At 65.1% G+C, this 20,220-nt stretch carries 19 protein-coding genes and 1 pseudogene; 10 read left to right on the forward strand and 10 right to left on the reverse strand.

Going from position 1 to position 20,220, the window contains the following annotated elements; translation table 11 throughout:
• Positions 1–267: 267 nt before the first annotated feature.
• Both QGV54_RS04080 and QGV54_RS04085 read left to right on the forward strand, forming a co-directional pair.
• A complete protein-coding gene (locus QGV54_RS04080) occupies positions 268–2,334 on the forward strand; it encodes an AsmA family protein (RefSeq protein WP_281018128.1) in 2,067 nt (688 codons plus the stop codon).
• Positions 2,335–2,367: 33 nt separating this feature from the next.
• Complete coding sequence (locus QGV54_RS04085; protein WP_281018127.1) at positions 2,368–3,201, forward strand: mechanosensitive ion channel domain-containing protein; 834 nt, start codon at positions 2,368–2,370, stop codon at positions 3,199–3,201.
• A gap of 104 nt (positions 3,202–3,305) precedes the next feature.
• Here the strand turns inward: QGV54_RS04085 and QGV54_RS04090 are convergent, their stop codons facing one another.
• The 4 genes from QGV54_RS04090 to QGV54_RS04105 form a co-directional block, all read right to left on the reverse strand.
• Positions 3,306–5,438: an ankyrin repeat domain-containing protein gene (locus QGV54_RS04090; protein WP_281018126.1), complete on the reverse strand. Its 2,133-nt coding sequence runs from the start codon at positions 5,436–5,438 to the stop codon at positions 3,306–3,308.
• Between the two features lie 150 nt (positions 5,439–5,588).
• Positions 5,589–6,578 (reverse strand): GTP 3',8-cyclase MoaA, encoded by a 990-nt coding sequence (moaA, locus tag QGV54_RS04095; protein WP_281018125.1) that lies wholly within the window; start codon positions 6,576–6,578, stop codon positions 5,589–5,591.
• A 78-nt stretch (positions 6,579–6,656) separates the two neighbouring features.
• Positions 6,657–7,796: a DUF2336 domain-containing protein gene (locus QGV54_RS04100; protein ID WP_281018124.1), complete on the reverse strand. Its 1,140-nt coding sequence runs from the start codon at positions 7,794–7,796 to the stop codon at positions 6,657–6,659.
• 115 nt (positions 7,797–7,911) lie between these two features.
• A complete protein-coding gene (locus tag QGV54_RS04105; protein ID WP_281018123.1) occupies positions 7,912–8,301 on the reverse strand; it encodes a response regulator in 390 nt (129 codons plus the stop codon).
• A 157-nt stretch (positions 8,302–8,458) separates the two neighbouring features.
• On the opposite strand from QGV54_RS04105, the gene QGV54_RS04110 reads away from it, so the two are divergent.
• The gene (locus tag QGV54_RS04110; RefSeq protein WP_281018122.1) at positions 8,459–8,917 is read left to right on the forward strand and encodes a MarR family winged helix-turn-helix transcriptional regulator; all 459 of its coding nucleotides are present in this window, start codon (positions 8,459–8,461) and stop codon (positions 8,915–8,917) included.
• Between the two features lie 21 nt (positions 8,918–8,938).
• Here QGV54_RS04110 and QGV54_RS04115 read toward each other — a convergent pair whose 3' ends face one another.
• The gene (locus QGV54_RS04115; protein ID WP_281018121.1) at positions 8,939–9,355 is read right to left on the reverse strand and encodes a FecR domain-containing protein; all 417 of its coding nucleotides are present in this window, start codon (positions 9,353–9,355) and stop codon (positions 8,939–8,941) included.
• A gap of 118 nt (positions 9,356–9,473) precedes the next feature.
• Between QGV54_RS04115 and QGV54_RS04120 the strand changes: the two genes are divergently transcribed.
• Entirely contained in the window at positions 9,474–9,896 is a 423-nt protein-coding gene (locus QGV54_RS04120; protein ID WP_281018120.1) for an ATP-binding protein, read from the forward strand.
• Between the two features lie 53 nt (positions 9,897–9,949).
• Here QGV54_RS04120 and QGV54_RS04125 read toward each other — a convergent pair whose 3' ends face one another.
• Positions 9,950–10,744 carry a DUF4198 domain-containing protein gene (locus tag QGV54_RS04125; RefSeq protein ID WP_281018119.1) on the reverse strand — a complete coding sequence of 265 codons (795 nt, stop codon included), beginning with the start codon at positions 10,742–10,744 and terminating at the stop codon, positions 9,950–9,952.
• A 34-nt stretch (positions 10,745–10,778) separates the two neighbouring features.
• Between QGV54_RS04125 and QGV54_RS04130 the strand changes: the two genes are divergently transcribed.
• From QGV54_RS04130 to QGV54_RS04150, 5 genes are all read left to right on the forward strand, one after another.
• Positions 10,779–11,927 (forward strand): HupE/UreJ family protein, encoded by a 1,149-nt coding sequence (locus tag QGV54_RS04130; RefSeq protein WP_281018118.1) that lies wholly within the window; start codon positions 10,779–10,781, stop codon positions 11,925–11,927.
• Positions 11,928–11,997: 70 nt separating this feature from the next.
• Positions 11,998–12,411 (forward strand): DUF983 domain-containing protein, encoded by a 414-nt coding sequence (locus QGV54_RS04135; protein ID WP_281018117.1) that lies wholly within the window; start codon positions 11,998–12,000, stop codon positions 12,409–12,411.
• Positions 12,412–12,513: 102 nt separating this feature from the next.
• Positions 12,514–13,236 (forward strand): NUDIX domain-containing protein, encoded by a 723-nt coding sequence (locus QGV54_RS04140; protein ID WP_281018116.1) that lies wholly within the window; start codon positions 12,514–12,516, stop codon positions 13,234–13,236.
• A complete protein-coding gene (locus tag QGV54_RS04145) occupies positions 13,233–13,901 on the forward strand; it encodes an NUDIX hydrolase (RefSeq protein ID WP_281018115.1) in 669 nt (222 codons plus the stop codon). Before QGV54_RS04140 ends, QGV54_RS04145 begins: the two co-directional genes overlap by 4 nt.
• Before the next feature lie 24 nt (positions 13,902–13,925).
• A complete protein-coding gene (locus QGV54_RS04150; protein ID WP_281018114.1) occupies positions 13,926–15,101 on the forward strand; it encodes an MFS transporter in 1,176 nt (391 codons plus the stop codon).
• Positions 15,102–15,119: 18 nt separating this feature from the next.
• On the opposite strand, the gene acdA is transcribed toward QGV54_RS04150, so the two are convergent.
• Positions 15,120–16,349: a 3-sulfinopropanoyl-CoA desulfinase gene (gene acdA / locus QGV54_RS04155; RefSeq protein WP_281018113.1), complete on the reverse strand. Its 1,230-nt coding sequence runs from the start codon at positions 16,347–16,349 to the stop codon at positions 15,120–15,122.
• 112 nt (positions 16,350–16,461) lie between these two features.
• Here acdA and recQ point away from each other — a divergent pair, with 112 nt between their 5' ends.
• Positions 16,462–18,297 (forward strand): DNA helicase RecQ, encoded by a 1,836-nt coding sequence (recQ, locus tag QGV54_RS04160; protein WP_281018111.1) that lies wholly within the window; start codon positions 16,462–16,464, stop codon positions 18,295–18,297.
• 16 nt (positions 18,298–18,313) lie between these two features.
• Here recQ and QGV54_RS04165 read toward each other — a convergent pair whose 3' ends face one another.
• The 3 genes and pseudogenes from QGV54_RS04165 to QGV54_RS19820 form a co-directional block, all read right to left on the reverse strand.
• Positions 18,314–18,853, reverse strand: a complete 540-nt coding sequence (locus tag QGV54_RS04165) for a TRAP transporter small permease subunit (RefSeq protein ID WP_281018110.1) — start codon at positions 18,851–18,853, stop codon at positions 18,314–18,316.
• Between the two features lie 74 nt (positions 18,854–18,927).
• Positions 18,928–19,311, reverse strand: a complete 384-nt coding sequence (locus QGV54_RS19815; RefSeq protein WP_348638781.1) for a hypothetical protein — start codon at positions 19,309–19,311, stop codon at positions 18,928–18,930.
• A 27-nt stretch (positions 19,312–19,338) separates the two neighbouring features.
• Positions 19,339–20,091, reverse strand: a pseudogene (locus tag QGV54_RS19820) (amidase); the annotation flags it as partial.
• Positions 20,092–20,220: the final 129 nt, after the last annotated feature.

Consider the following 20,220-nt stretch of genomic DNA (forward strand, 5'->3'; position numbering starts at 1 on the left):
GGCCTATCGACGGGAAGCGCAGAAGCGGCAGGGGAGAGGCGCGTCGGCACAGACCCGGCGATTGTCGGCACACATTCTGCTCGGCTGGGGAGAGGCGCGTCGGCACAGACCCGGCGATTGTCGGCACACATTCTGCTATTGTCGTCACAGAATTACGGAAATGCGCGCCAGCGCCCTGTGTGAAGCCTGTGACAGGCTTCGCGAAGGTTTGACAGGTGCGAAATGGCAGTCGAAAAAGTGAAACGAGTTCCAAACTAGGGGAAACCGATGAAACGCGTCCTGATTGCAATCGGAGTCATTCTGGTGCTGCTGGTGGCCATTGTCATCATCGTGCCGTTTGTCGTTCCGACCTCCACGCTTGTCGATTACGTCAAGGAAGAGGTCGAGGGAGCCACGGGGCGCAAGCTCACGGTCAATGGTGATCCCAGTTTCTCGATCTTTCCCGATGTGGCCCTGACCCTGCCCGAAGTCGCCCTGAGCAACGCGGCGGGCGGAGAGGCCGCGGATCTGGTCCGTATCAAGTCCGCGGACATCCAGGTCGATCTGATGGCGGCAATCTCCGGCGACGTGGTGATCAAGCGCTTCGTGCTGGTTGAGCCGGTGATCGCGATCGAGAAGGATGCCAACGGCCGGTTCAACTTCGAGTTCGATCCGCCTGCGGGTGCCGCGGCGCCTGCCGCTTCCGGCGGTTCCGGCGAAGGGTCCGGTGGCGGTGGCGGTGATCTGGCCCTGCGGCTGGATGACGTTCGCCTGGAGAACGCGACCTTCATCTACATGGATGCCCAGACAGGTCAGCGTCAGGAACTGAAGGGCGTGAATGCCAAGCTGTCGCTGCCTGACTTCGCGGGCCCCTTCGACATGGACGCCAGCGCCGAATGGCAGGGACGCCAGGTTTCGGTGGTCGCGCATGTCGACCGGCCGCAGGCGATTGCCGCAGGTCAGGAAACGGCCCTGCGTCTGACGGCGGAAGGTGGTGACCTGTTCAAGGTTGATTTCAACGGCACAGCCACCGCCGGTACGGCACCGAAGGGCGCGGGTCGCCTGACGGTCACGGCTGACAAGCTGGGCGAGTTGCTTGCCTGGGTTGGTGCCGCCATGGGGCCGGAGGTCAAGCTGCCTTCGTCCATCTCGCTGGACGCGAACGTGACCGGCAGCCCGACCGCTGTGGCATTGAGCGATGCCGCCATCGGGTTTGACGGGAATCGCCTGACCGGTGCCATCCGTGCCGGGCTGGCCGGTGCCCGCCCGTCCCTGTTCGCTGATCTGAGCGGCGGCGACCTGGATCTGCGGCCCTACATGCCCGCCGATGCGAAGGAGGGTGTCGGCACGTCCGACGGTGCCGCTGCACCTGCCGGTGCTTCCAAGGACTGGTCCGATGATCCCATCGACCTTTCGGGGCTGGATGCGGCGGATGTGGACATGCACATCGCGGCTGACTCCATCAAGACCGGCATCGTCGATACGGCTGCAACCGACATCAAGCTCGTGTCCGAGGGCAAGCGGACCAACCTGACGATCACGAAACTGGGTCTCTATGACGGCGAGGCGACCGGTGCGGTCAGCATCGACCGCCGTGGTGCCGCGCCGAAGTTCGCCATCAAGCTGGATGGCAACGGCATCCAGGCCCAGCCGATGCTGCAGCAGTTCGCCGACTTCGGTGATTTTCTGGGTACGGTCGAGCTTGCGGTCGACATGACCACGGCGGGGGCATCGGAGCGGCAGATCGTTTCCGCCCTGAACGGGACCGGTGCGCTGACGGTCCGCGATGGTGCCATCATCGGCTACAATCTGGCGGCTGCGGTGCGTGGCATCTCAACAGCCAATCTCGACCTCGACTATGACGAGGCGGAAAAGACCGACTTCGCCGAGATCTCGGCGACCTGGACCGCGAACAACGGTGTCATCAACAATCCCGACCTGATGATGAATGCACCGCTGCTGCGCGTGACCGGCAAGGGCACCGTATCCCTGCCGCCGCGCCAGATCGACTATCGCGTACTGCCGAAGCTGGTGGCCAGCCTTGCAGGGCAGGGCGCCAAGAGCGCCGGCGGTCTCGGTGTGCCGATCCTGATCAAGGGCAGCCTGGACGATCCGTCGATCCAGCCTGATCTGGAAGGCGTTGTCCGTGGCGTGATCGAAGCCCCCGGGGATGCCGTCAAGGGCGTCATCGAAGGCGGTGGCGGTGCCGTCAAGGGACTGCTCGACAGTGTGACAGGCGGTGGTGACAAGGCTGCGAGCGACGGAGGCACTTCCACGGATGGGGCTTCGACGGAGTCCAGCAACCCGGTCGAAGGTGCCGCGAAGAAACTCAAGGGACTGTTCGGAACCGACTGACCCAGTCTGACAATAAGAAGAGGGATACAGGAAATGGACTCTGAGAAGGCCTCGGAAACGGTGGACTTTCTGGTCACCTACGCGGCGGAATATGCGATTGCCATCGTAGGCGTCATCGTCATCCTGATCGTCGGCTTCACCGCCGCCGGTTGGGTCGCCCGCGCGGTACGCAGCTTGCTGGGCCGGTCGAAGAAGACCGATCCGCTGATCACCAACTTCGTGGCTGCTGTCGCCCGCTACGGCGTCATTGCATTCACGGTCATCGCCGCACTGGACCAGTTCGGGGTCGAGACCACGAGTTTCGTCGCCGTCATGGGTGCAGCGGGCCTGGCCATCGGTCTGGCGTTCCAGGGGACACTGGGCAATCTTGCCGCCGGTGTGATGATCCTGGCCTTCCGCCCCTTCCGTCAGGGGCACTTCATCGAAGGCGGTGGCGTTGCCGGTACGGTCGATTCCGTGTCGCTTTTCGTGACCGAGATGCACACGGCGGACAACGTCCACATCATCGTGCCGAACGGGTCGCTCTGGAATACCGCGATCAAGAACTACAGCCATCATGCCACGCGCCGCTGCGACTTCGTGCTCGGCATCGGCTATGGCTCCAGCCACGTGGAGGCCATGAAGGCGCTGCATGCCATGGCGGAGGCGGATGCCCGCGTGCTGCCGGATCCGGCGCCCCAGATCGTCGTCTCCAACCTGGGTGACAGCTCGGTCGATATCACCATCCGTCTCTGGTGCAATGCCGGTGACTACTGGGGGCTGAAGTTCGACTTCACCCAGGCCATGAAGGAAAAGATGGACGAGCTGGGTATCGAGATCCCGTTCCCGCAGCGCTCCATCCACATGGTCAAGGACGCAGCCGACTGATACCGGTTCGGGCCCCTGTTCGGGGGGCGACACTTCAGGACGCGAGGATTGTGGCACCGCGGGGCAGACCTGCGGTGCCATTTTCTTTCTGCGGGCAGGGCGACTCAGTTCGGCGAGACTGTTTCACGTTCCAGGATGCGCGCCACGCGATCCCAGCGTTCCTCCAGCGCGCGGTCGCGCGCGGTCTTGCCTTCGGCGTCGCGGATGTCGGGGCTTGCCCCCTGCTTCAGCAGGGCCAGTACCACATCCTCATGGCCGTTCCAGGCCGCACGCATCAGGGGCGTCACACCCTCTTCGTCGGATGCATTCGGATCGGCGCTCTGGCTCAGCAGATCCTCGGTAATCGACGCGTAACCGTTGATCGCGGCCCAGGCCAGCGGCGTCCGCCCCTCGAAGTCCCTGGTATCGATATCGACACCCCGCTCGATCAGGAACTCCACCACCATTTCGCGCCCGCGCCATGATGCGGCGATGATCGCGTCGCGCCCCGCGGCGTCGATGGCGTTGGGATCAGCCCCGGAGCGCAGCAGCACCTCGATCTGCTGCACGTTCCCGGCGGTCACGGCCTGCCTCAGGTCGCCATCAAGCTGGCGCTGCTGCGCCGGCGCGATGGACCGCTCGGTCTTCTCCTTCTCGATGAAGCGCCGCCAGCGGCCAGCCTCGATCTCGGCCTGCTGGCGTTCCTCCGCCGACATTTCCCTGTTCAGTTCCTTCACCGCACGCTTCGCCGTGCGGTTGCCTTCATCCGCGGCCATCTTCAGCAGCACGAATGCACGCTTGCGGTCCTTTTCCACGCCGTCGCCGGTCAGATGCTTCTCCGCCAGGCGAACCTGCGCAGGCGGATAGCCGCGCTTCGCCAGCCGCTCCAGAATGTCGGCGGACTTCTTCGGATCCTTCTCCGTTCCCTTGCCCTCATCGATGGCCTTCGCGAGGTTGTACTCGGCGTGGGCATAGCCTTCTTCCGCAGCCCTGCGATAGCGTTCGACCGCTGACTTCAGGCGCGCCTGCTCCGCATCGGACAGTGGCGCTTCCGGCTGCGGCGGTTTCTTCCGCTCCGGGACCTCTTGCGCAGCTTCCGGCGGTTCCGTTGTCGGCTCGGCGCTGGCAACGGAAGTCCGTGCGGCCTCGATCACGCGGTCGAGCGCGGCCACAGCGACCTTGCGGGATTTCTCCGCATCCGACAGGGCCGTCTCGGCGTCGGACCGGCTCTCCCGCGCCTTGTCGGTGGCACCTGCAGCTGCGGCGCGCTGCGCCCTGTCAGCCGCTGCCTGAGCCCGCTCCGCCGCTGCAGCCACGGCCTGTGCCGCATCCGATGCGTCGGCCAGTGCCTTGCGCACGGGCTGGGATGTCACGCGTGTCTCGGCGCGGGCGCGCAGGACCGCGGCGGTGGTTTCCTGCGCGATCTTCAATGCCTTGTCGGCGGCGGCTGCCGCACCTTCCGCCTCCAGCGTGGCGGCGGCAATGGCGGCATCCGGTGTCAGACGTGCCAGCTCCAGTTCCTGCAGGCGCTGCTTCAGTTCCGCCGCACGCGCGGCGGCGGCCTGGGCCTCCGCGTCCGTCGGGGCGGTCTTGGCGGCAAGCTCGGCCTGCGCCTGCAGGGCTTCCGTCCGGCGGATCTCGCGCTCTATCTCCGCCGGGTCAGACGGAATGTCCCTGACCGGCCGGGTGCCGCTCCGCCGCAGGTTGTCGGGCACCTTGACGATGCCGGCTTCCTCCTTCGGTGTCAGCGCAGGCCCCTTCTCGTAGACCAGGGACACGTCACCGGCGTTCGGGGCAACAGGGGCGGGTCCGGCGGAGGCCGGCCGTTCGTTGCGCCGTGCGGCCTCGATCGCGGCCTGGCGCACATCGGGCAGGGCGATCTCCGGGGTATCCTTCGGGGCCTCGACCGTTTTCGGCTCCGGCACCAGCACTTCCGTCGGCTTGGGCTCGGGTTCAGGCTCCGGCTCCGCCACGACGGGCTCCGGTTCCGGTTCGGCTTCCGTGACAGGGGCCGGATCCGGCAGCAGGTCCTTCTCGTCCACCAGCTCGACGGTCACCGGTTCCTGGTAGACGTCCGGAAAGACCTGAATGGAAATCGGAAAGCCACCGATGTCGTCCGGCTGGCTGTCGAAGAGCTGTGGCGACGCGATCGCCAGACCGGCCAGCAGGGCGACATGACTGACCATGGCCACGGCGGTGCCGCGGCTGATGTTCTCGCCGAAGCTCAGGAAGACCGGTATGGCGCGCCGTGCAATCATGGGACGGTTCGGGGCACTTTCGTTCCGAATTGCATCAAATCAGGTGGTTACGCGATCCATGTCGCTAACCAGAACCCTGAACAAGCAATTTGTATGCCCCCGGTCCGTGGCGTGTTCAAGGACGGAAACCGCCACGCTGGCCTGGTGATCTCAGCCGCCCGTGACGCTCATGTGCCGTGACACGGCAGGCTGCTTCTCGCGGCGGTCGATGATGAAGTCATGCCCCTTCGGCTTCCGCCCGATGGCCTCATCGATCGTCGCGTCCAGCAGCGCCCCGCTGGGGTCCGTCCTGAGCGCGGTGCGCAGGTCGGCGGCATCATCCTGCCCCAGGCACATGTAGAGCGTGCCGGTGCAGGTCAGTCGGACCCGGTTGCAGCTCTCGCAGAAATTATGGGTCATCGGCGTGATGAAACCGAGACGCTGTCCGGTTTCCTCGACGATGGTATAGCGGGCCGGACCGCCGGTCGAATAGTCGGTGTCGCGCAGGGTCCAGTCGTTCTGCAGCCGCGCCCTGACCAGAGACAGCGGCAGATACTGGTCGGTCCGGTCGCCGTCGATGTCCCCCAGCGGCATCGTCTCGATCAGGCACAGATCAAAGCCCTGGGAGCCACACCAGCCAACCATGTCGCTGATCTCGTCCTCGTTGACGCCCTTCAGCGCCACGGCGTTCACCTTGACGTGCAGGCCGGCTTCCTTGGCGGCTCGCAGTCCGTCCTGCACCTTCTCCAGGCTGCCCCAGCGGGTGATGCGCTGGAAGTTCTCCGGATCAAGTGTATCGATGGAGACGTTGATGCGACGGACCCCGGCATTGCGCAGATCGTCGGCGAAGCGGGGCAGCTGACTGCCGTTCGTGGTCAGTGTCAGCTCTTCCAGATCACCGGTCTTCAGGTGGCGACCCAGACCGCGAAACAGTTCCATCACGTTCTTCCGGACCAGCGGTTCCCCGCCGGTCACGCGCAGCTTCCGCACGCCCTTGGCGACAAAGGCGGAGCAGACACGGTCCAGTTCCTCCAGCGAAAGCAGGTCCGATTTCGGCAGGAATGTCATGTGCTCCGACATGCAGTAGACACAGCGGAAGTCACAGCGGTCCGTCACGGAGACTCGCAGATAGGTCACGGCGCGCCCGAATGGATCAATCACGGCAATCTTGTCCCGGTTCCAGGTTGGACCTGAGATATTGCGCGCGTGAACGGTCGAGTAAAGGAAGAACTGCCGTGATCAGCCCTTGGCACCAAGCTGATTGAGGGCCGCGAGATACTCGGGATCCTGCCGCCAGCGCCGCACGACGGCAATGGCGTCATTGGGTGTCATGCCTTCATAGAACTGTTGCAGCCGCAGCCGGTCGTTCGCGATCTGGCGCGCCAGCATGCCGCGCGCAACCCGGGTCAGTTCATAGATCGTGAGAAAGATCTGACGGTCGAAATCAAGCGCACGACAGACGATGGCAAGGGCCTCGCCGCCGGGTTCATAGATCATGCGCCGCATCAGTTCGGGGCGCATTCCCGCGATCCGGGCGAGGGAATATTCGAACAGGCTGACTTCCCCCTGGCGCAGCGCCTTCACCGAGAAGGCGGCGTTGAGCTGGCCGGCGGCATGAAGTTTCTCCACCAGCCTCTGCGAAGGGTCGGTCACCTCCACCTCTCCGGTTGTCTCCTGGACGGCGTCCCGCATCGCGTTCAGCATCGTGTCATCCAGCTCCGACACATCGAAGGTATAGTTATCGACGATGTACTGGCGCAGCGCGGCCGAGACCCAGGCGAACATGCGCTTGGCAAGCGCCTTGGGCAGGTCCGGACGACGCAGCAGCGGCTTCTGGTAGCGATCCACGCGCTGTGATTCCGCCACCAGATGCTCCAGCAGGGCATCGGAGATCTGCGCGGTATCGTTTTCCAGCAGGGCCTCGACCACATCCTCGTTGCCGGTCTCGACCAGCGCGCCGGCCACGGCCTCCGAGATATTGCTGCGCATGGCTGTCGCAAGCTGATGCTGCAGGGTGCGATGGCGCACCACCTCGATCAGGTCCGCATCGCGCAGCGCCCTGTTGTCCATCAGGATCGGATAGGCGACCTCGATCTGGTCGTTGGCCAGCATGGCCGCCAGTTCCATCGGCGCATCCGCCATCTCGTTCAGCCGGATAGCCAGCCGCTTGCGGACGCTCATCTCCACGTCATGGCTCAGACGGCGCAGGATGTCGGTCATCAGCTTGCGCTCGCTGCCCGTCAGCGTCTCGCCTTCGGTCTCGAAGAGATTCCAGATGTCCTCATACAACTGCGCCCGGCCCTCACGGCTCTTGCGCTGTGCGAGGTCAAACAGATTGGCTATGCCTGACTTTGGCTCTGCTGCTGCGGTATCAGCCATCTTGACGCTCCTCGAAGGACATACGCCCTCATTTATCAACATCGAAGTTAACAATGTGTTCCCGTTGGGAAATCCATGTCGGCAGCGCGTTGCCACATGCAACGGATGCCATGTTTCAGCCCAGCGCCCGGCGCACGAAATCCAGGATCGCAGGCAGGGGCAGAGGCTTTTCGAGCACGGCAAAGGCGACCGTGGCGTCGCGATTGGCTTCGACAAGGGACGCCGCATGACCAGAAATCAGGATGATCCGCGTTGCGGGCACCGCGCGCTTGATCAGTCGGGCCGTCTCCATGCCATCCAGTCCCGGCATCTGGACATCCAGCAGCACGACATGCGGGCGCAGGCGCTTCGCGGTGTTGACCCCGGCGAAACCATTGGACTCGGCGCGCGCGGTCAATCCACCGTGGCGCAGGTAGCTGACGACCGTCTGCGCACCGTCGATGTCATCATCGATCACCAGCACCGACAGCTGGCCCTCACCACTGCCCTGTCTTCCCTTGGCCATGTCGCTCCCGTTTCCCGTCCGCAGCCAGCGCGCTGGATATCGTCATGCCATGGCAACATGAAAAGGAACGTTAACGAAGTTTGGCGACACTCACCGAGGAACAGCAGGAAATACTAGGTAGGACGCCATGGCAGATTCCGCGCGCAGCACATCGTCGTTGTCACAACAGACCGAGAACTACCGGTCCGCAACGCGGCTGATCGAGAGATTGCACCGACTTTATCTTGACGTGATCCGGGCCGAACTGGAACGGATGGGTATCGACGACCTGTCGGCTGTTCAGGCGTTGCTGCTGTCCAACATCGGCACGGCCGAAGTCAACGTGAAGACGCTGATGGAGCGTGGCTATTACCAGGGCTCCAACGCCAGCTACAATCTCAAGAAGCTGGTGGAGGCGGGCTATATCGAGCAGTACCGCTCCAGCCACGACCGGCGCGCAACCATCGTGCGGCTGACCAGTTCGGGCCTCGATCTGTGCGAGCGTCTTGATGCGTCGGAGGAGCGTTTCGCGACGGACTTCGACAGCAGCGGCAATGCCTTCACCGAGATGGTGAACCGCATGACGGCGCTGGAACGGGGCTGGACGGATCACATCCGCTTTGGTCCCCCGACCTGACAGACCTTCGTCCGTCAGGTGTCAGTCATCGACCTTGACCATGAAACGGGTGCCCCGGACACCCAGGATGGTGGAAGGGGTCTCGACCAGCATGCGATCCCTGCCGCGCTTGGCGATCCTTCCCGAACGGGCGGACAGCGTGCCACGGCTCAGGCGTCCCTTGAAGGCACCTTCGTCCCGGGCGCTGTCGTAGCGGTATTCCTGAATACGGAATGTGGTCTCCGGTCCCAGCGCGATCTCCGCCCCATCTGTAAAGCGAAGCCCGACCGCACCTTCGGATGCGGTGATGACAGTGTCCTGCGCCTCGATCGCCTGGCCCTCCGTCGCCGTGCTGCGTTCCCCATTGCGATCGATGCTGACCTGGCCGGCCACACGCTCCACCACCGCAACAGTCTCCGCCGCGCGCGCACCGGAGCCGGGCACGAAAACTGCAATCACGAAAATGGCTGCAACAAGCAGTACTGCGATTGAGGTCACTTTGCGCATGACAGTTCCATCCGTAAGCTTCGATGACGTAGACGCCGTTCTGATCAGACGTCCGTGGAGAGTAAGCCAAGTGAGTGCCAGTCCCAAGTCCCGCTTCGGGACATTTCCCTGCGACCTGGGTGAAGTGTCGACGGCAGCACGCTGGGTGCAGCGTCAGGGGGCCGAACTCGGACTGAGTGCGGCGGCTGCAACCCGCATGGCCGTTGCGTTTGAGGAGCTTTACGCCAACAGCATCCACCATGGCAATGCCGGCAGCAATGCGAGCGTGCGCATCGGTCTGGAGCGGCAGAGGGATGGCAGTATCCGGATGGATTTCCGGGACAATGGCATCTACTTTGATCCGGTTCGGGATGCGGAGCGGGTGACCGGAGACCCGATTGCCGGAGCCGTCGGTGGGGTTGGTGTGCGCCTGGCGATCAACCTGGCGCGGGAGATGCGCTACACCCGCGAACGTGACGGCAATCACGTAATGATGGTTTTCGACGACCGTTGAGTCCGCGCGACCGAGGGGGCAGTCTCGTTTCGGACCACGAAATCGGTGTCACATCACGGCATGTCGAAGACGAAGGAGGCCCAGAAGCTTTCCCAGTCGAGGTCCGGATCGGTGTCCGCCGGGATCAGATGAACTGCGGCGATCATCCAGCGACCCGGGACGGGCAGTTCCAGCGTGGCCATGCCATTGCCATCCGTGCGCATTGTGGCCACCCGACGTTCCGTCTGCTTGTGGAACGCCTGCACCAGCACGCCCCGCAGCGGCAATCCCCGGTACAGCGCCTGCACCTGCAGGCTCTCGCCGGCAGAAAGCGCAAAGGGATTGCGCTGTGGCACCAGTTCGAACGTCATGCCGACGGGGGCGGTCGCGGCTTCTCCCGCCGAGACATCGCCTGACAGGACCCAGGTCTTCGGGAACCGGGTATAGCGCTCCCGCGCCTGCGTTTCCTCACGCCCGGCCGCGGCGCGCGCGGCAAGCGCATGTTCAAGGCCGTCACGCCGCGCATAGGTCTCGAAGGTCTGCGGATCGAGTTCGATCAGGTTGCCCCTGTTCTGAAACACCACCGTGTAGAGCCCCGGTGCCCCGACCACGACCTTGCCGGCCGGATCAGCGGCGAAACCGGCGTCGGCGGAAACCGTTCCCTCCGGCCCGATGACATCGAAGCGCACCGTATTGTCGGGGATGTAGATCTGCGTGCTGCCGACAAAGTCCTGGCCGACGGCCATGGTCACGGGAACCGTATCGCCTGCCTCCGCGCGACTGTTCTGCGGCTCGACCCAGTATTCGTGGGCCGACGCTGACGTGATCGCCATCAGCATGGCGATCAGGCCTGAAATCCGATATGCCATCTTCACTTCTGAACCTGTCTGCTGGAGCATGATGATGCGAGCCCTTATAGCGTTCGGCCTGTCGGTCGTCATGTTGTTCGCGCTGACACTTGTCGGTGATGGCGGGGCCAGGGCGCATGAGATTCGGCCGATGGTGGCGGAGGTGGAGTTCGCCGCTGATGGTCGCTTCACGGTTTCGCTCGACATCAATCTCGAAGCGTCGATGGCGAAGGTCGAGGCCGGGCTGGCCGATACCGACGACAGCGCCAATGCCGAACTCTATGACCGGCTTCGGGCACTGACCCCTGCCGAACTGGAAGCGCGCTTCGCCTCGGAGCAGGATGCCTTCACGGACGGCTTCGATCTGACGTTCGACGGTCAGACCGCCCCGCTGTCCGTCACCGGGATTGCGGTTGCGCCGCTCGGCGACGTACGGGTCTCCAGAAATTCGAAGGTCGTGCTTTCCGGTACCATTCCTCCGGGTGCGGACGTGTTCATCTGGGACTACCCGGCCAGCTATGGCGCTGTCGCGGTCAAGCTCCGCCGCGCGGGCGATGCGGCCTTCACTTCCGCCTGGCTGCAGGCCGGTGAAAGGTCGGACCCGTTCCCGATGCAGGGTCTGGTGCCGGAGCGTGGCACGTTCGAGACCCTGGTCGACTATGTCGAACTCGGCTACATCCACATCGTGCCGCGCGGGGTGGACCACATCCTCTTCGTGCTTGGCCTGTTCCTGCTCAGCACCAACATGCGACCGCTGCTGATCCAGGTGACCTGTTTCACGGTGGCGCATTCGATCACGCTGGCCCTGTCCCTGTACGGCGTGGTGGAACTGCCCCCCTCCATCGTCGAGCCGCTGATCGCGCTCTCCATTGCCTATGTTGCGATCGAGAATCTCTTCATGCGGGGTCTCAGTCCCTGGCGCCCCGTCGTGGTCTTTGCGTTCGGCCTGCTGCACGGGCTTGGCTTCGCGGGGGTACTGACCGAACTGGGCCTGCCGTACGACCAGTTCCTGACGGCGCTGATCGGTTTCAATGTCGGTGTCGAGTTTGGTCAGTTGAGTGTCATTCTGGCGGCCTGGCTGTTGCTGGCCCTGTGGCAGATGTCGGAGACGACCTATCGCCGGAGGGTGATCATCCCCGGCTCGCTCTGCATTGCCGTCGTGGGCCTCTACTGGACGTTCGAACGGGTGGTCATCGGGGTCTGATCGTCGCAGTCGGGCATCTGCGACCGCCGGACACATGGTCCGGCAAACAACAGGTGCTATCTGTGCAATCATGAAACACGCAGAGTACCAGGATCTGGAACCGCGCTCCGTCTGGACCGCGATGCGCAAGGGCTGGCAGCGGCGCTGCCCGTCCTGCGGGGAAGGCCGTGTGTTCAACGGCTATACGAAGGTCAATGATGAATGCCCGTCCTGCGGGATCGAGCTGCATCATCACCGCTCCGACGACCTGCCGCCCTATCTCTCCATCATGATCGTCGGCCATATCATCGTGCCGCTGGTGCTGATCGTGGAGCAGACCTGGCATCCCGTGCTCTGGCTGCACATGGCGATCTGGCTGCCGCTGGTGGTGCTGCTGTCGCTCTACTTCCTGCCCCGGCTGAAGGGCGCGGTCATCGGCCTGCAGTGGGCCAACCGCATGCACGGCTTCGGGCTGGAGCAAGAGGACGAACCCGTAACCTCCTGACCAATCCGTCGATGGGGACTGCCATGCGCGGTCCCGGACTGGACAGGTGTGTCTGTCACGGGCCATCTTGCGCGCAACCTGCACAGATGACCGGACGGCACCATGGCTGACAAACCACACGACCCGAATGACACCCACCTGCGGCCGGAGGGCCAGAAGGCGCTGAAGCCGCGCGACGCGGCAACGCTGGTGCTCTGGCGCAAGTCGGCGCACGGGGTCGAGGTCGTGATGGGCGAACGGCATGGCAAGCATGCCTTCATGCCGAACCGCTGGGTCTTTCCCGGCGGCCGGGTGGACCCGACCGACTGGCGAGTCCGCGGCGCAAGCGAACTGAAACAGCATGTCGGCGGGCACCTGACGAAGGCCGCCTCACCCGCGCGTGCCCGTGCACTGGCCGCCGCCGCCATTCGGGAAACGTTCGAGGAGACGGGGCTGATCCTCGGCAAGCCGGACCCGGAGCCGGGGCGCAGCGTGCCGCGCAACTGGGCGGGGTTCTTCGACACCGGCTTTGCACCGGATTTTGAGGCGCTGGACTTCGTTGCCCGTGCCGTGACACCGCCCTATCGCCCGCGCCGCTTCAACGCGCGATTCTTCATGGCCGATGCGGACCGGCTGGCGAACGAGGTGATCGAGAGCGACGGCGAACTGCTGGACATCCACTGGGTGACCATCGACAAGGCCCTGACGCTGGAAATTCCGCGTATCACCGGCGTGATGCTGAAGTTTGTCGAGGAATTCGTCGAATCGCCGCCGCCCGCCACCTCTGACCACAAGCTGCCCCTCTACAAGTATGTTCGCGGCAAGCACATGGATACCTTCGAATGAGCACGTCCGATCCGGTCAAGGGAACGCCGCGCCCGGTGCGTCCGCGCGATGCCGCCAGCCTCGTCATCCTGCGCGGGGAGGGTGATGACACGGAGGTGCTGCTGGGCCGCCGCGCCGGCCGTCACCGTTTCATGCCGCACATGTACGTGTTTCCCGGCGGGCGTCTGGACCGTGTCGACATGACCGCGCCGACGCTGGACCGGCTCGACGAGCGCCCCTTGCGCCGCCTTGCCGCGCAGTTCGGTGGCGAGACCGCCCATGGCCTGGCCGTCGCCGCAGTGCGTGAGACCTGGGAAGAGACCGGGCTGCGCTTTGGCGAGATGCAGGGGGACAGGTTCGTGCCGCGCCTGTCGGGCATCGACTATCTCGCCCGTGCCATCACACCGCCGCCGAGCCCGATCCGGTTCCACGCGCGTTTCTTCATCACTCACGCCGATCGTGCCGATGGTGGCGGTGACGCCCCTCTGACCGGGTCCGGCGAACTGCTGGATCTGGACTGGCGACCGCTGGGTGAAGCGGTGAAGATGCCGATTGCCGATGTCACCGAGTTCGTTCTGGAAGAAGTGATCCGGCGTGTCCGTGGCACGGCGATTGAGGCGATCCCGTTGTTCAGCTATCAGAACAATGCGCCGATCATCCGCTACCACCGCTTCGAAGCTGACTGAGACCCATGCCATGACCCGTTCCCGATGACTGCGGGGCCTGAACTGACGGACGGTCAGCGGCGGGCCGGACTGGGTATCTCTATCCTGTGCATTGCGGTTGCGGCTCTGGCCATCGGCCTGACCTTCCCGCTGCTGGCGCTGCTGCTGGAGGGCAAGGGTTTCAGCGGTACCGCCATCGGCATCAACAGCGCGATGGGTCCGCTGGCCATCCTGCTCTCTTCCGCCTTCGTGCCACGATGGATCGCCCGCTTCGGCGCCAGGCGTTTCATCGTGATCTGCGTGCTGGCCAATGGCATCACCATGATCCTGTTCAAGGTTCTGGACTGGTACGCGGTCTGGCTGGTGCTGCGGCTGCTCAGCGGTGTTGCGGTGGCCGGGCTGTTCGTCGCGTCGGAGAGCTGGATCAACCAGGTCGCACGCAGTGAGCAGCGCGCGCAGGTCATGGCGATCTACAACATCTCCCTGTCCGCCGGCTTTGCGCTCGGTCCGGTGCTGCTGGGTTTCGTCGGCGTGCAGGGCTGGGCGCCCTTTGTCATCGGTGCGGCCATCATGTTCGTGGCGGCGATCCCCATGATCTTCGTGCCCGTGGTCGCACCGCGCTTCGACGGTACCCCCAGCTTCAACGTGCTGACCTACGTGAAGGTGGCTCCGACGCTGGTCGGCGCGATCCTGCTCTATGCGATGATCGAGAACTCGACCAGTTCCATGATCTCCGTCTTCGGTCGCCGGTCCGGTCTCGCCGACCAGGATGCGCTGATCATGCTGAGCGCGGTCGTGGTCGGGGGGATGTTCTTTGCCTGGCCGGTGGGCTGGCTGGCCGACCGATACGACAAGATCCGGCTGATGACGATCCTGGGGGCGGTCGGCGTGGTGGGTGCACTGGCCGTCCCCTTCACGGTGCAGAACCTCTGGCTCTGCTACAGCATCCTGTTCATCTGGGGCGGGGCCGGAGCCTCGCTCTACACCATCGCCATGGCCCTGCAGGGGGAGCGGTTCTCCGGCGCGGACCTGGTGACAGCGAACGCGGCATTCGGCGTGCTCTACGGCGTCGGTTCCCTGCTCGGCCCCTCCATGACGGGCGTCGCCATGGATCTGGACGATCCCAACGGCTACTCGTGGGTGATGACCGGCTGCTGCCTGACCTTTGTCATCTTCACCATCTTCCGCCAGCGCGCGAAGCGGCGGGGGAGTGCGGGGTAGCGGCTTCCCCGGCGGGCCTCATTCCGCCGCGTTGGCAGGCGGCGGGCTGTTGCGGCCGACATAGCCGTCCCTTGTCTGCGGGAACTTCATGCCCAGCAGGCGGGACGCGATGACGGTGCGCAGGATCTGCGCGGTGCCGCCGCCGATGGTGAACATGCGGGCGTCGCGCAGGATGCGCTCCACCGGGGTGTTGCGCGAATAGCCCCTGGCGCCGAAGACCTGCAGCGCGTCGTTGGTCACCCTGATCGCCATCTCGGAGGCGAAGACCTTGGCCTGCGCCGCTGAATAGGGATCGGGGAAGGGGCTGTTGTCCGGCCCGCGTGACCGCGCGGCGGTGTGGATCATCAGCCGGGCGGCGTCCACCTGCGTCGCCATGTCGGCCAGCATCCATTGCAGACCCTGGAACTCCGCGATGGGACGCCCGAACTGGTGGCGGTCGATGGCATAGTCGCGGGCCAGGTCCATGGCCCCGGCGGCCAGCCCCAGCGCCACGGTGCCCGCCCCCACACGCTGGCTGTTGTAGGCATTCATCAGGTCGGCAAAGCCACGCCCGAAACCGGAGGGCGGCAGCAGTACCCGGTCCTCCGCCAGTTCCAGATCCTCGAAGAAGACTTCCGCCTCCGGGATGCCGCGCAGGCCCATGGTCGGCTCCCGCTCCCCGATCCTCAGGCCCGCGTCCTGATCGCGGATGGCGATGAAGCCGCCGATGCCCAGCCGGTAGCCCTGCGTGTCCAGCACCCGCGCGAAGACAAGATGCAGGCGGGAGACGCCGCCGCCGGTGATCCAGTGCTTCTTGCCGTTCAGCACATAGCGGTCGCCATGTTTCACGGCGGTGGTCGTCATCTCCGTCGCCGCGCTGCCGGCCTCAGGTTCGGTGATGCAGATGGCGGGCTTGTCCCCGTTCAGCACGAAGTCGGCGGCCATCTTCCGCTGACCCTCGGTGCCATACTGCAGGATGGCGGAGATCGCGCCCATGTTGGCTTCCACCGCGATGCGCCCGGTGACGCCGCAGACGCGCGCCATCTCCTCGATCACCAGCGCGGCGTCGAGGTAGCTCAGACCCGGCCCGCCGAGTTCCTTCGGCACGGTCATGCCCATGAAACCGGCGTCCTTGAGCGCCGCCACATTGTCCCAGGGGTACTGCTCGCTGCGGTCCACCTCGGCGGCGCGCGGCGCGATGGTGCTCTGCGCCAGGTCGCGTGCGCGGGCGCGCAGGTCCTGTTCGGCATGGCTCAGGGGTGATTGCATGATCCGGCTCCTCCCGCTCGTTCGCGGCCAATCTACACCAGCCAACCGGTCCGCACAGGCCTGTTGGACGGCATGAGGTGCAGCGGTCGCGCGAATCGTGCAAGACAGGGCCATGAGCATCGCCGCCACCGCAGACCTGCCCGAGAAGCACCGCATCCTGAAGGATGTCTTCGGCTTCGACAGTTTCCGTCCCGGGCAGGAGGCGGTGGTGGATGACCTGATCGCGGGACGGCACACGCTGGCGGTCATGCCCACGGGCGCGGGCAAGTCGCTCTGCTTCCAGGTGCCGGCGCTGGCGCGGCCCGGTCTGACCGTTGTGGTCTCCCCGCTGGTGGCGCTGATGGAGAACCAGGTCGCGGCGCTGCAGCTTGCCGGTGTCGCGGCGGTCACGATCAACTCCAGCCGCAGCCGGGAGGAGAACGTCGATGCTTGGCTGAAGGTCCGGGACGGACGGGCCAGCCTGCTCTACATGTCGCCGGAGCGGCTGATGACGGAGCGCATGCTGCGTGCGCTTGCCGATCTGCCCGTCGGCCTGTTCGTGGTCGATGAATCGCACTGCATTTCCCAGTGGGGCCACAGCTTCCGGCCCGAATACCGGGATCTGGAGCAGCTTCACAGCCGTTTCCCCGACATTCCCATCGGGGCCTTCACCGCAACGGCGGACGCGGAGACCCGGACGGACATCATCGAGCGTCTGTTCGGCGGCACAGCGTCGGTGCATGTCGCCGGATTCGACCGCCCCAACATCCGCCTCGGCATCACCGTGAAGTCGAAGGTCGAACAGCAGGTGGAGGCCTTCGTGGCGGAGCGGCAGGGCCAGTCCGGCATCGTCTACTGCCTTTCGCGGCAGGGAACGGAGGACATGGCGGCGGCCCTGTGTGCGGCGGGGCACAATGCGCTGGCCTATCACGCCGGACTGGACCCGGACACCCGCGCGCGCTGGCTCGACCGCTTCATGACGGAGCCGGGGATCATCGTCGTCGCCACCATCGCCTTCGGCATGGGCATCGACAAGCCCGACGTCCGCTTCGTCGTCCACGCCGATCTGCCCGCCACCATCGAGGCCTATTATCAGGAGATCGGCCGCGCCGGTCGGGACGGCGCCCCGGCGGAGGCACAGCTTTTCTTCGGCCTGAACGACATCCGCATGCGCCGCCAGTTCATCGAACAGAGCGACGCCGACGACATGGTGAAACGGGTGGAGCGCCAGCGGCTGGATGCTCTGGTCGGCCTCTGCGAGGCGGTGGAATGCCGCCGGGTGCTGCTGCTCGCCTACTTCGCGGAGAAGGCGGAGCCTTGCGGCAACTGCGACATCTGCCTGGACCCGCCGACCCTGATCGACGGCACCGAACTGGGGCAGAAGGTGCTGTCCACCGTGGTGCGCACGGGGGAGCGGTTCGGCGCGGTGCACATCGCCGACAGCCTGATGGGGAAATCGACGCCGAAGATCACCTCCTTCGGGCATGACCGGCTGCCGACCTTCGGCATCGGCAAGGACCGCAAGGTCGGTGAGTGGCGCGCCATCATCCGCCAGCTCGTCGCCGCCGGGTTCCTGGAGATCGACGCCGACCGTTTCGGCGGCCTGACGGTGACGCGGCTGGGGCACGGCCTGCTGATGGGGCAGGAGACGCTGCGCCTGCGCACCGACATCCTGACGGCCTCATCGGGGCGCGGGAAGAGCAGCCGCAAGACCCGCAAGCCCGCCGAGACCGCGCTGGACGAGGCCGGGCAGGACCTGTTGCAGAGCCTGAAGCAGGTGCGGCTGGAACTGGCCCGGGAACGTGGTGTGCCGCCCTATGTCATCTTCCACGATGCCACCCTGATCGAACTCGCCGCCCGCCGCCCGCGCGATGTGGAATCTTTCGCCGAGACCCATGGCGTCGGCGCCAGCAAGGTGGAGAAGTTCGCTGCCGCCTTCCTGCAGGCCATTGCCGAGCATCCGGGGTAGGCGGCAGCGGCAAGGTCTAGTCGAGTTGGGACACGTCCTGCGCGTCAGCAGACGGAGAGTCGTCCGGGTCGAGCCACCGCGCGACCAGATGGATGAGGATGACGATCATGGCGATCGGGACGATCACCGCGATCCAGACCATCGGGATCCCCAGCGTATCGGCGGTCAGACCGGCCTGGCGGGCCAGGTATCCCTTGGCAAAGCCGCCGCGCAGGCCGATGAAGCAGAACCAGACGACGGGTGCGATGAAGGCGATCACGGCCGCGCTCTGCACGGCCTCGGCCAGCAAGCCGAGAAGATGTGGTCTGGGCGGAAACACGCTCTGCATCAGAACCGCGTCGGCCCGGGTCTTGAAGGACAGGGTCGCGCCCAGCAGTCCGGTCCAGACCATCATGTAGCGGGCCACATCCTCGGTCCAGGTCGGCGGCGAGGAGAAGCCGTAGCGCGCGATCACCTGGATCATCACCGTGACGAACATGCCGCAGACCATGAACACGGCGACACGTCGTGCCACGGCATGCAGGCCGGAACTGAGCGACAGGATCAGGCTTCGCATGGGTCGGCTTTCCAGTCTGTGGAGTGAGTGGTCGGACCCGCGGCAGTCATGCCGCGGGTCCGACCGGCTCCGTCTCAGCGGGTCTTGTTGGCCACGGCCAACCAGGTTTCGACATCAGCCTCGGGCAGCAGGCCGGACCGGTAGACCGGCTGCGAGAGCTCGCGGAAGGCTTCCTTCTCTTCTTCGGAAAGCCGCTGGACCGTCACACCGGCATCCTCCAGCGTGGTCAGGGCGACAACCGAGGCCTTGTCCAGCCAGGCCTGCGTCGCGGCGTTGGCCTTCGCGACGGCGTCGTTCACAGTGGCCCGCTCCGCATCGGACAGACCGTCGTACCACTGCTTGGAGGCAATGATCGCGCGGATCGGAATGATCACGCCGGCGTCGGAGAAGTTCTTCACGAAATCCGTCTGCCCGAACATGACCGGCACGAACGGGGAGTTCAGGTAGCCGTCGATCACGCCGGTCTGCAGCCCGAGGCTGATGTCGAAGCGTGCCGGATCGGCAGGTGATGACAACGGGTCGTCGGCATCATGGCCGTGGCAGGCACGCAGCATGAGAACCAGATCGTCCACATCACGGGCCATCGGACCCAGGACCGATATGCCGGACCAGCCGAGGGGGCGGGCCGGATGGGCGATCACGTCCGCCGAGGGGCGATACCCGACGATGCCACACAGTGCCGCCGGAAGCCGCAGCGATCCGCCCGTGTCGGAGCCGGTGCAGAGCGGCAGCATGTCCGCCGCCAGGGCCGCCGCGGAACCGCCGGAGGAGCCACCGGCAATGAGGTTCGGGTTGAACGGATTCCCTGTCGCCCCCCAGACCGGATTGCGGGAATTGCCACCGGCACCCATCTCCGGAACGTTGGTCTTGGCGAGAACGATGGCGCCCGCCTTTCGCAGTCTCGCGACCATCAGCAGGTCCGCCGTGGGCACGTGATCGCGCATCCGAAGGCTGCCATAGGTGGTCAGCAGCCCCTCCGTGTCCTGCAGGTCCTTCACCCCGATCGGCAGCCCGTCGAGGATCCCGCGAGGGGTACCCGCCTGCCAGCGGCGGGTGGATGCATCGGCCTCGGCCACGGCGCGTTCCGTGTCGAAGGCGGTCAGGGCATTGATCCTGGGATTGGCTTCGGAGATCCGGCTGAGACAGGCCTCAAGCACCGCATTGGGCGTCAGGCTGCCTGCCGCGAAACCGGCAAGCATCTGAACCGCTGTGTATTCCGTCAGCCTGGTGTTCGCCATCGTGACCATGATCGCACCGCGGCAGCACCGCGTTGCCATTCCCCTTGCAACAATTAGTCAAGGGTATAAATATCGCCGCAAATCCAGACAGAATACTGAATTCTTCCCATGCAAACATAACCAATGGGA

This window comes from Minwuia sp. IMCC3060, assembly GCF_029909435.1.
Classification (GTDB): domain Bacteria; phylum Pseudomonadota; class Alphaproteobacteria; order Minwuiales; family Minwuiaceae; genus Minwuia.